The organism is Catenuloplanes niger (genome assembly GCF_031458255.1).
Classification (GTDB): Bacteria; Actinomycetota; Actinomycetes; order Mycobacteriales; family Micromonosporaceae; genus Catenuloplanes; species Catenuloplanes niger.
Window position 1 is genome coordinate 5,071,264 of sequence record NZ_JAVDYC010000001.1, and the last position, 12,762, is coordinate 5,084,025.

13 protein-coding genes are annotated in these 12,762 nt (G+C 73.5%); 3 read left to right on the top strand and 10 right to left on the bottom strand.

All coding sequences use genetic code 11. The features are described 5' to 3' along the window. Positions 1–2 precede the first annotated feature (2 nt). The 7 genes from J2S44_RS22535 to deoC all read right to left on the bottom strand — a co-directional run bounded on the left by J2S44_RS22535 (position 3) and on the right by deoC (position 6,879). Positions 3–878, bottom strand: coding sequence for a cytochrome d ubiquinol oxidase subunit II (locus J2S44_RS22535; protein ID WP_310417353.1), 876 nt, complete (start codon positions 876–878; stop codon positions 3–5). A 3-nt stretch (positions 879–881) separates the two neighbouring features. After that, entirely contained in the window at positions 882–2,129 is a 1,248-nt protein-coding gene (locus J2S44_RS22540; RefSeq protein ID WP_310417356.1) for a cytochrome ubiquinol oxidase subunit I, read from the bottom strand. A gap of 99 nt (positions 2,130–2,228) precedes the next feature. Continuing rightward, on the bottom strand, positions 2,229–3,134 hold the full coding sequence (locus J2S44_RS22545; protein WP_310417359.1) for a M56 family metallopeptidase: 906 nt from the start codon (positions 3,132–3,134) through the stop codon (positions 2,229–2,231). Beyond that, on the bottom strand, positions 3,131–3,499 hold the full coding sequence (locus J2S44_RS22550) for a BlaI/MecI/CopY family transcriptional regulator (protein WP_310417363.1): 369 nt from the start codon (positions 3,497–3,499) through the stop codon (positions 3,131–3,133). Before J2S44_RS22550 ends, J2S44_RS22545 begins: the two co-directional genes overlap by 4 nt. 147 nt (positions 3,500–3,646) lie before the next feature. After that, positions 3,647–4,507, bottom strand: a complete 861-nt coding sequence (locus J2S44_RS22555) for an aldehyde dehydrogenase family protein (protein WP_310417366.1) — start codon at positions 4,505–4,507, stop codon at positions 3,647–3,649. Further along, a complete protein-coding gene (locus tag J2S44_RS22560; RefSeq protein WP_310417368.1) occupies positions 4,500–5,936 on the bottom strand; it encodes an aldehyde dehydrogenase family protein in 1,437 nt (478 codons plus the stop codon). The genes J2S44_RS22555 and J2S44_RS22560 overlap by 8 nt, the downstream gene beginning before the upstream one ends. Before the next feature lie 4 nt (positions 5,937–5,940). After that, positions 5,941–6,879, bottom strand: a complete 939-nt coding sequence (gene deoC / locus J2S44_RS22565) for a deoxyribose-phosphate aldolase (RefSeq protein WP_310417371.1) — start codon at positions 6,877–6,879, stop codon at positions 5,941–5,943. A gap of 120 nt (positions 6,880–6,999) precedes the next feature. Here deoC and J2S44_RS22570 point away from each other — a divergent pair, with 120 nt between their 5' ends. Further along, positions 7,000–8,427 (top strand): glycosyltransferase, encoded by a 1,428-nt coding sequence (locus J2S44_RS22570; RefSeq protein ID WP_310417374.1) that lies wholly within the window; start codon positions 7,000–7,002, stop codon positions 8,425–8,427. Then, positions 8,408–9,040, top strand: a complete 633-nt coding sequence (upp, locus tag J2S44_RS22575; protein ID WP_310417377.1) for a uracil phosphoribosyltransferase — start codon at positions 8,408–8,410, stop codon at positions 9,038–9,040. The genes J2S44_RS22570 and upp overlap by 20 nt, the downstream gene beginning before the upstream one ends. Positions 9,041–9,094: 54 nt before the next feature. Here the strand turns inward: upp and J2S44_RS22580 are convergent, their stop codons facing one another. After that, a complete protein-coding gene (locus J2S44_RS22580) occupies positions 9,095–9,580 on the bottom strand; it encodes an NUDIX hydrolase (RefSeq protein ID WP_374727893.1) in 486 nt (161 codons plus the stop codon). Positions 9,581–9,639: 59 nt separating this feature from the next. Here J2S44_RS22580 and J2S44_RS22585 point away from each other — a divergent pair, with 59 nt between their 5' ends. Further along, complete coding sequence (locus J2S44_RS22585; protein ID WP_310417383.1) at positions 9,640–10,320, top strand: GOLPH3/VPS74 family protein; 681 nt, start codon at positions 9,640–9,642, stop codon at positions 10,318–10,320. Between the two features lie 631 nt (positions 10,321–10,951). On the opposite strand, the gene J2S44_RS22590 is transcribed toward J2S44_RS22585, so the two are convergent. Both J2S44_RS22590 and J2S44_RS22595 read right to left on the bottom strand, forming a co-directional pair. Next, positions 10,952–11,932 (bottom strand): PseG/SpsG family protein, encoded by a 981-nt coding sequence (locus J2S44_RS22590; protein ID WP_310429862.1) that lies wholly within the window; start codon positions 11,930–11,932, stop codon positions 10,952–10,954. Between the two features lie 35 nt (positions 11,933–11,967). Continuing rightward, on the bottom strand, positions 11,968–12,714 hold the full coding sequence (locus J2S44_RS22595; protein WP_310417386.1) for a cytidylyltransferase domain-containing protein: 747 nt from the start codon (positions 12,712–12,714) through the stop codon (positions 11,968–11,970). Between the last annotated feature and the right edge of the window lie 48 nt (positions 12,715–12,762).

Genomic DNA, 12,762 nt, shown 5'->3' on the forward strand with positions numbered 1-12,762 from the left:
GGTCAAGTCAACCAGAGCCGGCCGAACTCCTGCGAGTGACCTTCTACCTGACTTCGCCGGGAACGTGTTCCCGCCAGGTGGGCCAGCAGCGCGAGCGGGAGCGCGGGCAGCGCGGCGAACGTCAGCAGCCGGAGCGTGGCCGGGTCCGCGAGCGTGTGCCGCCAGGTCTCGCCGCCGCTGCCGTCCGGCTCCGGGATCAACGCATAGGGCCAGGTCAGCAGCCCGACGACGAATACCGGCAGGGTGAGCGCGACCGCGATGCCGGCCCGCGTGAGCCGCCACCGGTGCCGTCGCGCGGCCGCTGCCGTCACCGCGAGCGCGCCCATCAGGACCACGAGCAGGAGCAGCCCGGCGTACGTGGTGGGAGTGTCCATCCGTACCGTGGCGATGGTCGCAACCACGACGGCACCGGCGGTGACGACACCCAGGGTGAGCAGAGCGATTCGGGTGGTGTTCGTGGTGTCGGCCCGCAGGGCCGCGCCCTGGGCCGCGGTCAGCGCGAGCACGGTCGTGGCCAGCACCGCGATGCCGGCCGGTTCGCCGGTGAGCAGCGCGCCGAGCAGCCCGCCCCAGCCGCCGGCCGCGACCGCGGAGCCGAGCGCGGCGAGCCGGCGGCGGCGCAGCGGGATCGCGACCGTGGCCAGCACGGTCCCGGCCAGCGCGGGGGTGACCACGGCGGCGTGCCGGGCCAGCAGTTCGCCCTCCAGCGCGGGGAACGCGCCGAGGAGCAGCCCGGCGGTGGCGACCAGCCAGACCTGACGGCCGAAGAAGTGCGGGTCGAACGGGCCGCGGTCGCCGAGCAGCGCCGGGCCGTAGTCACGGGCGGCGGCCGTCAGGTACGCGGTGAGGAGCGCGCCGAGCAGCAGGATCCAGAACATGGGTCAGACCAGCGCCTTCGGGGTGGGTTCGGCGGCGGTGTCGGCCGGCCGGCCGAGCGGTGGGTCGTCCAGGCCGCGGCCGGCGACGCGGAGCAGCAGCGTCCAGTTGAGGACGCCGAGCGCGCCCACCAGGACCGTGAAGAGCAGGCAGGACGCGGCGGCCAGCGCGGGCGTCCGCGGCGTCATCGCGTCCGCGGCCGGCGACAGGCCGTAGATCGCGAACGGCGCGCGGCCGACCTCGCGCAGCAGCCAGCCGCAGATCGCGGCCACGAACGGCAGCGGCGCGGCGCAGACGAGCAGCGTCAGGGACCAGCGCCGGCGCAGCAGCAGGTCGCGGAACAGCAGCGGCAGCAGGTAGACGAAGATGCCCAGGCCGAACGCGGTGAACTGCATGATCTCGTACGGGATGTCGATCCACCCGGGCGGCAGGTAGTCGGCGGGCTGCCCGCCGAACCGGGCCGCGAAGCCGGTGGCGGCCGCGAGCTTCTCGGCCTCGTCGCCGTACTTGGTGGGCTGCACCGCGCCGACCGGGCCGAGTTGTGCCCAGCCGGAGTTGAAGCTGAGGTAGAGCCCGCCGAGCCCGGTGAGCAGGCCGAGCCGGGCGGTGGCGCGGAACGCGGTGGCCCGGTGGCGGAGCAGGTGCCAGGCGGAGACGCCGGCCATCAGGAAGCCACCGCAGGCGAGCGCGGCGCCGGCCACGTGCACCAGCGCGAGGGTGAGCGCCGGGTTGGTCAGCAGCGCGCCCGGGTCGGTCAGCACGGCCGTGCCGTCCGGGCGGATTCGCTGACCGGCCGGGTTCTGCAGGTAGGCGTTGGCCACCATGATCCAGAAGACCGAGAGGTACGCGGTGAGCGCGACGCCGCAGATCAGCAGCAGGTGCGCCCACGGCCGGACCCGGTGCCAGCCGGCGATCCAGAGCCCGAGCAGCGTGGACTCCAGCACGAACGCGACCAGCGTCTCGATCGCGAGCGGCGCGCCGATCACGTTGCCGGCGACCCGGGAGATGCCGTTCCAGTTCAGCCCGAGCTGGAACTCCAGCACGATTCCGGAGGCGATGCCGACCACGTAGTTGATCACGTAGAGCGTGCCCCAGAAGCGCAGCGCGCGCCGCGCACCGGGGCGGCCGGTGATCACCCAGGCGGCCTCGATCGCCACCAGCAGCGTGACCAGGCCGAGCGTGACCAGGACGAACAGGAAGTGCACTCCCGCCGTCACGCCGAACTGCACCCGTGCCCACTCGACCGCGTCCATCCGCGCGTCCTCCCCCGTGGCTCCGTCGTGTCCACAGGCTACATGTAGGAACGCTACATATGGGATCGGGTTTCTCCCGGAGGGGGAGTACCGGATGTCCTACGAGAGGAACAGCGAGATCGGCAGCGCGACCAGCATGGTCGCGGCGGCCAGCGTCACCGCGCCGCGGACCCGGGCCGGCCGGCGGCGCACCAGCAGCCGCTGCACCCGCGCCTCCACGTCCCGGTCGGCCGCGCCCAGTGCGCCGCTCGGCGTCAGTCGCGGCCCGGCCCCGGCGAACCGGAGCAGCGCCGAGGCCAGCGGCCCCTCCGCGTGCTTGTCCAGCGCCCGGTCGTCCGCGCGCATCTCCACCAGCAGCGCGACCATCGCGGCCGCGGCGTGCAGCCAGCCCGCCCACGGCAGCGCCCGGCACAGCGCGGTGAACGGCAGCAGCACCAGGTCGTGCCGCTCGTCCGCGTGCGCGCGCTCGTGCTCCAGCACGGCGGCGAGCTGCGCGCGGTCGAGCAGACTCAGCGTGCCGGCGCTGACCACCACGCGCGGGTGCAGGCCGGGCAGGCAGTACGCGGCCGCGCTCGGGTGGTCGAGCACCAGCGCGCCGGGCGCGGCCGGATCGTCCCGGGCGACCAGGGTCAGCAGGTCGCGGTGGCGGCGCTGGGCCCGTACCGCCCGGACCAGGCTGTTGATCGTGGTCCCGATCAGGGTGGCGCCGATGCCGAGGCTGACCGCGATCGCGGCGAGATGCCCGACGCCCAGCCCGGCGGGCAGCCGCCCACCGGTCAGGTCCGCGGCCAGCATGCGCAGCGCGGTGCCGGGAGCCGCGTCATAGGGCACCAGACCGAGCGCCAGCGGTACGCCGATCGCGCTCAGCCCGAAGCCCAACCCGATCAGCTGCCAGGAGACGATCGCGACGCGCGGGATCCGCCAGGTCCACCGGGCCCGGGCCAGCACCCGCGCGGTCAGGTAGGCGAGCAGCGCCCCGCCCGCGAAGTGCAGCGCGTGGATCATCGTTGCCCGCCTCCGGCCTCGTCCGACAGCGCGCTGCGCAGCACCTCGGCCTCGGTCCCGCTCACCGACCGGGCGAACCGCACCAGCGCCGCGTCCCGGCTCCCGGCCAGGTCCAGCGCGTCCAGCATGAGCTGCGCGATGTACGCCTCGCGCGCCGCGGCCGCCCGGTAGCTCCAGGCCCGGCCCGCGCGCTCGCGCTCCACCATGCCCTTGCCGGCCAGCCGGTCCAGCACCGTCATCACGGTCGTGTACGCCAGCCCGCGGTCCTTCAGCGCATCCGCCACGTCCCGCACCGTGTGACCCCCGCCGGCCCCGTCCCACAGGACGTCCATCACCGCACGCTCAAGGTCACCCAGCCGTATCACACCGCAATCCTACCGCCCGTAGTACATCGGGCGGCGTCAGCCGAGACCGTTCTGTTCCAGATCGGTCAGCGTCGACTTCTGTCGCTCGGCATCGGGCAGGTGCAGCGTAGTCATCGGCGCCTCCGTTCGCTGCCCCGAGCGTGCGGGCTACATCCCCTTCGGGTGCCAGACGGTTTTGGTCTCGAGGTGGGCCTTGAGACGGCGGAGGCCGGGGTCGGCGAACCAGTCGGTGGGGGCCGGGCGCAGGACGCGGGTGAGCGTGTCGGCGGCGGCGGTCTCCAGGGTGGCGGCCAGGTCGGGGTCGGCGCCGGCCAGGTCCAGGGTGTTGACGTCGGCGTGCGCGGCGAGCCAGGGCGCGGTCTCGGCGGGCCGGCCGGTGAGGACGTTGACCACGCCGGCCGGGACGTCGGAGGTGGCCAGCGCCTCGGCGACGGTGATCGCGGTCAGCGGGTGGGCCTCGGCGGCGAGCAGCACGACCGTGTTGCCGGTGACGATCGCGGGCGCGACCGTGGACACCAGCCCGAGCAGCGCGGAGTCGACGGGCGCGAGCACGCCGGCCACGCCGGACGGCTCCGGGGCGGAGATGTTGAAGTACGGGCCGGCGACCGGGTTCGCACCGCCGAGCACCTGGGCGATCTTGTCGCTCCAGCCGGCGTACCAGACCAGGCGGTCGACCGCGGCGTCCACCTCGTGGGCCGGCACGCCGAGCGCCTTGAACTCCTTGCGCCGGGCCTCGACCATCTCGGCGATCCGGTAGACCACCTGGCCGCGGTTGTAGGCGGTGGCACCGGACCAGCCGGGGAAGGCCTTGCGCGCGGCGACGACCGCGTCCCGGAGGTCCTTGCGCGACGCGAGCGCGACGTTGCTGTCGTTCACGGGATAGGTCCGCCCTGACTCGCTGCGCGGGAACTTTCCACCGATGAAGAGCTTGTACGTCTTGCGCACGGCAAGACGCGAGCCGGACCGCACACCGGCCTCCGCGCTCTGGCTGGGGGTGTGGCTAGACATCGAGGTACGCCTCCAGGCCGTGGCGACCGCCCTCGCGGCCGTAACCGGACTCCTTGTAACCGCCGAACGGCGAGGCCGGGTCGAACTTGTTGAACGTGTTGGCCCAGACCACGCCGGCCCGGAGTCGGTCCGCGACCGCGAGGATCCGCGAGCCCTTCTCGGTCCAGATGCCGGCGGACAGTCCGTACGGCGTGTTGTTGGCCTTCTCGATCGCCTCGGCCGGGGTGCGGAACGTGAGCACGGACAGCACCGGGCCGAACACCTCGTCCTGCGCGATCCGGTGCGCCTGCGAGACGCCGGTGAACAGCGTCGGCCGGAACCAGTAGCCGCGGTCCGGCAGCTCGCACGCGGGCGACCAGCGCGTGGCGCCCTCCGACTCGCCCACGTCCGACATCTCCGCGATGCGGGACAGCTGCTCGGCGGAGTTGATCGCGCCGACGTCGGTGTTCTTGTCCAGCGGGTCGCCCACCCGCAGCTGGGACATGCGCCGCTTCAGGGACTCGATCAGCTCGTCCGCGATCGACTCCTGGACCAGCAGCCGCGACCCGGCGCAGCACACGTGCCCCTGGTTGAAGAAGATCCCGTCGACGATGCCCTCGACCGCCTGGGAGATCGGCGCGTCGTCGAACACGATGTTCGCCGCCTTGCCGCCCAGTTCCAGCGTGAGCCGCTTGGACGTGCCGGCCACCGCGCGGGCGATCTCCCGGCCGACCGCGGTCGAGCCGGTGAACGCGACCTTGTTCACCCCGGGGTGCGCCACCAGGTACCGCCCGGTCCGGCCGGCGCCGGTGACGATGTTGACCACGCCGGCCGGCAGTTCCGCCTGCTGGCAGATCTCCGCGAACAGCAGCGCGGTCAGCGGGGTGGTCTCGGCCGGCTTGAGCACCACCGTGTTGCCCGCGGCGAGCGCCGGCGCGATCTTCCAGGCCAGCATGAGCAGCGGGAAGTTCCACGGGATGACCTGGCCGGCCACGCCGAGCGGGGCCGGCGCGGGGCCGAACCCGGCGTAACCGAGCTTGTCCGCCCAGCCGGCGTAGTAGAAGAAGTGAGCGGCGGCCAGCGGCACGTCGACGTCGCGCGACTCGCGGATCGGCTTGCCGTTGTCCAGCGACTCCAGCACCGCGAACTCGCGGGCCCGCTCCTGCAGCAGCCGGGCGACGCGGAACAGGTACTTGGCCCGCTCGGCGCCCGGCATCGGCCCCCAGACGTGCGTGAACGCGGACCGGGCCGCGGCCACCGCACGGTCCACGTCCGCCTCGCCGGCCTCGGCGACCTCGGACAGGACCTCCTCGGTCGCCGGGTTCACCGTCTTGATCACTCCGCCGTCCTGCGGGCCGGTGAACGTACCGTCGATGAACAGGCCGTAGGACGGCTTGATCTCGACGACCGACCGGGACTCGGGTGCGGGCGCGTACTCGAAGGCTGCCATGGCTTCAGTCCAGGGTGACGTAGTCGGGGCCGGTGTAGTGGCCGGTGGCGAGCTTGCTGCGCTGCATGAGCAGGTCGTTGAGGAGCGTGGACGCGCCGAACCGGAACCGGTCCGGGTCCAGCCAGGCCTCGCCGGCCGTCTCGTTGACCAGCACCAGGTACTTGATCGCGTCCTTGGTGGTGCGGATGCCACCGGCCGGCTTCACGCCGACCGTGCGACCGGTCTGCGCCAGGAAGTCACGGACCGCCTCCAGCATGATCATCGTGACCGGCGGCGTGGCCGCGACCGGGACCTTGCCGGTCGAGGTCTTGATGAAGTCGCCACCGGCCAGCATCGCCAGCCAGGACGCGCGGCGCACGTTGTCGTACGTGACCAGCTCGCCGGTCTCCAGGATCACCTTCAGGTGCGCGTCGCCGCACGCCTCCTTGACCGCCACGATCTCCTCGAAGACCTCGGTGTAGCGGCCGGACAGGAACGCACCCCGGTTGATCACCATGTCGATCTCGTCCGCGCCGGCCTCGACCGCGGCCCGGGTGTCCGCGAGCTTCACGCTCAGCGGGGCCTGCCCGGACGGGAACGCGGTCGCCACGCTGGCCAGGTGCACGCCGCTGCCGCGCAGCACCTCGTGCGCGACCGGCACCATGGCCGGGTAGACGCAGACCGCGGCGACCCGGGGCGCGCCGTGCCCCGGGTGCAGTGCCTTCTGGCACAGGTTGCGTACCTTGCCGGGGGTGTCCGCACCCTCCAGCGTCGTGAGATCCACCATTCGGGTGGCGAGATCGATTGCCCACGCCTTGGCGGAGGTCTTGATCGAACGGGTGCCGAGCACGGCCGCGCGCTGGTCGGCACCGACCTTGTCCACGCCCGGCAGGCCGTGCAGGAACGCCCGCAGGCTGGCCTCCGAGCGGGCCACGTCCGCGAGGGCACTCGGTGAAACCGTCATGACCCGGAGTCTACGCAGGTCTCACGTTTCATGATCAATCACGGCCGGATAGGCAGTCTTCATCGTTCTGAGAGGTAATTGACACTTGACGTTGACCGACGGCTCCGATTGTCTCTCGCTGTGCGAGTAGTGCACTTCTCCGATACGTACCTGCCCCGCCGCGACGGCGTGATCACGTCCATCCGGACGCTCACCACCGCGCTCGCCGAGCAGGGTCACCCCGGCATGACCATCGTGCCCCGGCACCCCGACCAGGTGGCGGAGGACAATCTGCTGACGCTGCGTGCCCTGCCGTGCGGGGTGGCAAACCTGCGACTGTCGCCCTGGCTGCTCCGGGAGACCGGGGCCAGCGCCACCCTCGACCAGATCGAGGCGTTCCGGCCGGACATCGTGCACGTGCACACGCCGGGGACGATCGGACTGCTCGGCGTGGTCGCGGCGCGCAAGCTCGGGCTGCCGATGATCCACACGTATCACACCGACCTGCACGCGTACGCGGACGCCTACCGGGTCCCGGCCAGCGCGCTGAACGCGATCACCAAGCTCTACGCGCGCCGCCTCGGCGTGCCGGTGCGCGACCCGCACCTGCTCCCGGTCACCGGCCCGCGCGCGGTCCGCTACGCCCGCCGCGCCGCCGCGCGCACCCGCCTGGTGGCCGGGCGCGCCGCCAGCGGTGCGGCCAGCGTCGCCGGCCGGGCCGCCAGCGTGGCCCGCCGCGCCACCGGCCGGCGCCCGGCCCGGATCGCGCCGGAGCGGATCAGCAGCCGGCACGAGGCCGTCGACAACTACAACCGGCTGCTCCTCGGTGACGCGGACGCGGTGATCGTGCCGACCCGCGCCGCGCTCAACCGGATCACGCTGCCGGTGCCCGACGAGCGGATCTTCCTGGTCCCGACCGGGGTGGCCGCGCGGCCCACGACACCGGAGGCGGTCGCGGCGTTCCGCGCCGAGCACGGCATCGCGGAGTCCGACCGGGTGCTGCTCTTCGTCGGCCGGGTCAACCGGGAGAAGGGCGTCGACCTGCTGATCGAGAGCTTCGGCAGGATCGCCGCGCGTGACCCGCACGCCCGGCTGGTGCTGGTCGGCGCGGTCTTCGAGCGTCGCTGGCTGGCCGGGCTGATCGAGGCGGCCGGCCCGGCGGCCGCGGACCGGATCACGGTCGCCGGCGAGCAGCCGTCGCACGTGGTCGCGGCCGCGTACGGCACCGCGGACGCGTTCGTCTTCCCGTCGCTGTCCGACACCCAGGCGCTGGTGCTGCAGGAGGCCGCGCTGGCCGGCGTGCCCGCGGTGATGTGCGACGAGGTGCTGCACGGCCAGGGCCCGCTCGGCGGCGCCGCCGTGCTCGCCCGCCCGGAGCCGGGACACTTCGCCGACACGGTCCTGGACCTGCTGGCCGACCCGGATCGGGCGCGCACCATCGGCGCGGCCGCGGCCGTGCAGGCCGCGCGGCACACTCCGGCGGCGTACGCGGAGACGATGTGTGAGGTCTACTCGTTCGCGTCGGCCGCTGCCGGTAGGTTGAACGACCGTGGACGTACTCGTCGTTGATCATCCCCTTGCCCAATCCCGGCTGACCGCGATGCGCGACGCGCGCACCGACTCGGCCGCGTTCCGTGCGGCGCTCACCGAGCTCACCACCATGCTCGTCTACGAGGCCGCGCGCACGTTCGACGTCGAGCAGTTCCCGGTGCAGACGCCGGTCGCGCCCACGTCCGGCACCCGCCTGGCCAAGCCGCCGCTGATCGTGCCGGTGCTGCGCGCCGGGCTGGGCATGGCCGACTCCGCGCTCGCGCTGCTGCCCGAGTCGTCGATGGGCTTCGTCGGCCTGGCCCGCGACGAGGTGACGTTCGAGCCCCGGGCGTACATGGAGTCGCTCCCGGTCGACCTCACCGGTCACCCGGTGCTGGTCCTCGACCCGATGCTGGCCACCGGCGGCTCGCTGGAGCACTGCTGCCGCCTGCTGACCGACCGCGGCTGCACCGACATCATCGTGGTGTGCGTGCTGGCCGCGCCGCCCGGCATCGAGCGCCTGCGCGCCTCCGGTCTGCCGTTGCGCCTGGTCACCGCGTCGATCGACGAGAAGCTCAACGAGCACAAGTTCATCGTGCCGGGCCTCGGCGACGCCGGCGACCGCCAGTTCGGCGGCATGCCCCGCTTCTGAGCGCACCGCGGTCGAGGCGGGCTCCGGCGACCCCGGGCCCGCCCCGACCGGTGGTCAGTCGGAGTAGCTCCAGGACAGCGCCCGGCCCGCGGCGAACGGCATCACGCCGTGGAAGACCCGCGGCCGCTCCGCGAAGACCAGCGGCAGGAAGTGCCGGTCGCTCTCCCACATCGGCACCGCACCGGCCAGCACGTCCTCGACCGGCGTCCAGACCAGCGTGCCCTCCGGGTTCGACTCCAGCGGCGTGCCGGACCACTCGGTGATCCGGAAGACGAAGCCGAACCAGTTCTCCCCGTCGCGTCCGAAACCGGGCCACGAGATCGTCCCGGCCAGGTCCAGCGCGTCGCAGGCGATGCCGGCCTCCTCCCGGATCTCGCGTCGCATTCCGGACACCACGTCCTCGTCCGGCTCGAGCTTGCCGCCGAGGCCGTTGTAGTACCCGAAGTGCACGTCGTCCGGGCGCGCGTCCCGTCTGATCATGAGAACTTCCCGCCGGTCGGCGGAGAACACGTAGCCCAGCGTGGCGATGATGGCCTGCACCGGCATCACCCTAGCCAGCCCCTACCGCGCTCTTGGGGGCGGCCACTATGGTCATGGCCATGGCTCCCATTACGTTGCCCGAGGAATTGCTGGTCCTGGCGTACGACGACAAGTCGGGGCGCGCGGTCGGGTCGCGGATCGCGCTCGACCTCGGCATGGCCGCGGCGGTCCTGGTGGAGCTGGCGCTGGTGGGCCGTCTGACCATGTCGGGCGACTCGCTCGTGGTGAAGGACAACACCCCGGTCGGCGACTCGATCCTCGACGCGGTCCTCGCGAAGATCGACTCGGACACGCCGCACACGTCCTCGTCCTGGCTGCAGCGCCTCCGGCACGGCCTGCGCGACCGGGTGCTGGCCGACCTGGTCGAGCGCGGCGTGGTGCGCGACGTGGACGAGACCGCGATGGGCGGCGTGATCCACCTGCACCGCTACCCGACCGCCGACCACAGCCACGAGCAGGGCATCCGCGCCCGCCTCGCCGAGGCGCTGACCGGCCAGTCCCTCCCCGACGAGCGCACCGCCGCACTGGCCACGCTGCTCGCCGCGACGCGCATGGAGCCCACGCTCGGCCTGGACAACGAGGCCCTGGAGCAGGCACACAAGCGCCTGGAGGAGATCGCGTCCGGCGCCGGCTTCGGCGGCGGCGTGAGCATGGAGGAGTCCACCATCCGGCCGAGCGTCTCCCTGGTCATCGCCGCACTCGGCCGCGCGATCAACCAGGCCCTCGGCTCCCGCGCCTGAAGACCCAAACCCTTCCCACGGGGTACGAGCGGGTCGCACCCGGCCCGCTCCGAGCCCGTCGCGTTCGCGCGGCCGTTTGCTCTGCTTACCATCACCTCCGCGCCCGTTCCGGGGCAAATGTCCGACGGTTGATCCCCACCGCGGCGTCCCGGAGATCCACCCAACGCCCCGCGCGGTCCGGGTGGGTGGTGCGACGCCCGGCGCGGTCCGGGTGGGCGGTGCGACCTCGACCGCACCGGGACGACGCTGCGGCCCGGTGGCGGAGCGGTGCCTCGAAGCGTCCGGCGGGCCGCCCTTGAGGCGGCGACTCGGGGGTTCGGCAGCCCGGTCGCGGCGTGGTAAGCAGAGCAAATCGGCCCACTCGGCGTCCGGTTTGTGCCGGTAAGCAGGGTGGAGCGGCACCTGCGCCGCGCCTGCCGTCCGGTGCGGCTGGAACGCGTCTCGGGGCGGTCGAAGTGCCCGCTTTGCGCTGGTAAGCAGAGCAAATCGGCCCGGCGCCGCGCCTGATGCCCGACGGCGCCGGTAAGCAGAGCGAAGGGGCCCGTGCCGAGCGCGGCGCCCGCTGTGGGCCGGTGAGCAGAGCAAAGCCGGCCGGCGTCCGATGTGGGTGGGTATGTGACGGCAGGCGGGTTCAGCGTGGCGGGCGGGTGGCGACGGCCGTGAGGAGCGCGTCCGCGGCGCGGACCCGGCCGTCGCCGTCGACCTCGGCCCAGCCGCGTGCGGCCAGGGCGTGCCGCCGTTCCGGGGAGGTCAGCGCCGTGCGCAGCGTCCGCAGCGCGGCGGGGGAGGGCAGGTCCGCGACCGCGCCCAGGCCGAAGCCGAGGCCGCGGGCCAGTATCGCGTCGTAGCCGAGCCGCTGGTTGTCCGCGACCGTCACCAGGGCGGGGCAGACGCCCAGGCAGAGCAGTTCCCAGGTGGACGTGCCGGCCGCGGACACCACCAGGTCGGCGCGGTCCAGCAGCGCGGGCAGGTCCGGCGTGTTCGGCACGAACCGGAAGGTCTGCCCGGGCCCGGCCGGCACGCTCGGCGCTGTTGCCGGGGAGACCACGGTGGCGTCCAGCGGCACCCCGGTCTCGGCCAGCATCACGGCCAGCACCGGCGCCGCGCCGGCCGGGTCGGTCCCGCCGAGGAAGCAGACCACGGACGGCGGACCGGCGGTCGGCCGCGGCCGGGGCGCGGGCGGGCGGCGGGACCGGACCGAGTCGCGGAGCAGCACGTACGGCAGCCCGGCCAGCCGGACCGCACCCGGCGGGAGCGGCGGTGCGGACAGTTCGGCGTCCAGGTTCTGATCCAGGTAGAGGTCCGCTGACTGGCCGCGGAGGTCGCCGTCGACGATCGCCAGCACCGTGACCCCGTCGGCGCGCAGCGCGGCCGCGCAGTCCGGGTCCGTCACGTACGAGTCGATCACCACGGCGTCCAGGCCGAGCCGCCACGCGGTCAGCGCCAGCGCGGCCGGGTCCGCGGGTGCGGCGACGACCGGCAGGCCGAGCCGGTCGATCTCCCGGGCGGTCCACGGCACCGCGCCGACGTCGCCGAGCAGCACCACCCGACAGCCGCGGGCGAGCAGTTCCTCCGCGAGCGCCAGGCACCGGACCAGGTGGCCGACGCCCATCGTCACGCCCGCGTCGCAGCGCAGCCCGACCGCGGTCACCGGTCGGCCAGCGCCTTCTGCCGCACCTCACCGTTCAGCGCGCGGACGTCCGGGTTCGCGTCCAGCCAGGCGGACAGCTCGGCCACCCCGATGATCCGGTCGCCGAAGTGGGTGACCACGGCCTCGATCAGCCGCCAGTCCTCGATCGTGTCCAGCGTGACGCGCAGCCCGGATCGGTCCGGCGGCAGCGCGATGCCGGTGACCGTGAAGTCCTCCGGATGGGTGTACACGTACGAGGTGACGTGGGTGCGGTGGAACCCGGTCGCGAGCCGGTCCGCGCGGCGCAGCGCGTCCACCGAGACGATCTCCACGTCCGTGCCGAGCGGCAGCACCCGGTGCAGCGACGTGCTCAGGTAGTCGAGGCCGGGCGAGGCCGCGAAGTGCCGGACCGCGGTGCGGATCACGTCCGGGTCGAGCAGCGGGCAGTCCGCGTTGAACCGCATCACCGCGTCGACTCCGCGGCTCTGCGCGGGCAGCACGCCGGACAGCGCGCCCACGAAACGGGTCAGCACGTCCTCGGCCGGGCCGCGGAACACCCGTACGCCCAGCGTGGCGCACTCGGCGGCGACGGCCGCGTCCTCGGGGCGGTCGCTGGTCGCGACGATCAGGTCGTCGAGGCAGCCGGCGGCGCGCGCGGCGCGGATCACCCAGGCGAGCACGCTGCGCTCCCCGAGCGGCCGCAGCACCTTGCCGGGCAGCCGTTCGGAGCCCATCCGGGCCTGGACGATTCCGACGATCCGCATCCGTGTCGCTCCCGCTCTCGTTTCATCTCCTGGGGCAACAGCCCCGAG

Coding starts and splice junctions, on each gene's coding strand:
- J2S44_RS22590 (WP_310429862.1), bottom strand. CDS start 11,932: ATGGGCGTCGGCCACCTGGTCCGGTGCCTGGCGCTCGCGGAGGAACTG.
- J2S44_RS22585 (WP_310417383.1), top strand. CDS start 9,640: ATGGCTCCCATTACGTTGCCCGAGGAATTGCTGGTCCTGGCGTACGAC.
- J2S44_RS22560 (WP_310417368.1), bottom strand. CDS start 5,936: ATGGCAGCCTTCGAGTACGCGCCCGCACCCGAGTCCCGGTCGGTCGTC.
- J2S44_RS22545 (WP_310417359.1), bottom strand. CDS start 3,134: ATGATCCACGCGCTGCACTTCGCGGGCGGGGCGCTGCTCGCCTACCTG.
- J2S44_RS22595 (WP_310417386.1), bottom strand. CDS start 12,714: ATGCGGATCGTCGGAATCGTCCAGGCCCGGATGGGCTCCGAACGGCTG.
- J2S44_RS22535 (WP_310417353.1), bottom strand. CDS start 878: ATGTTCTGGATCCTGCTGCTCGGCGCGCTCCTCACCGCGTACCTGACG.
- deoC (WP_310417371.1), bottom strand. CDS start 6,879: ATGACGGTTTCACCGAGTGCCCTCGCGGACGTGGCCCGCTCGGAGGCC.
- J2S44_RS22555 (WP_310417366.1), bottom strand. CDS start 4,507: ATGTCTAGCCACACCCCCAGCCAGAGCGCGGAGGCCGGTGTGCGGTCC.
- J2S44_RS22540 (WP_310417356.1), bottom strand. CDS start 2,129: ATGGACGCGGTCGAGTGGGCACGGGTGCAGTTCGGCGTGACGGCGGGA.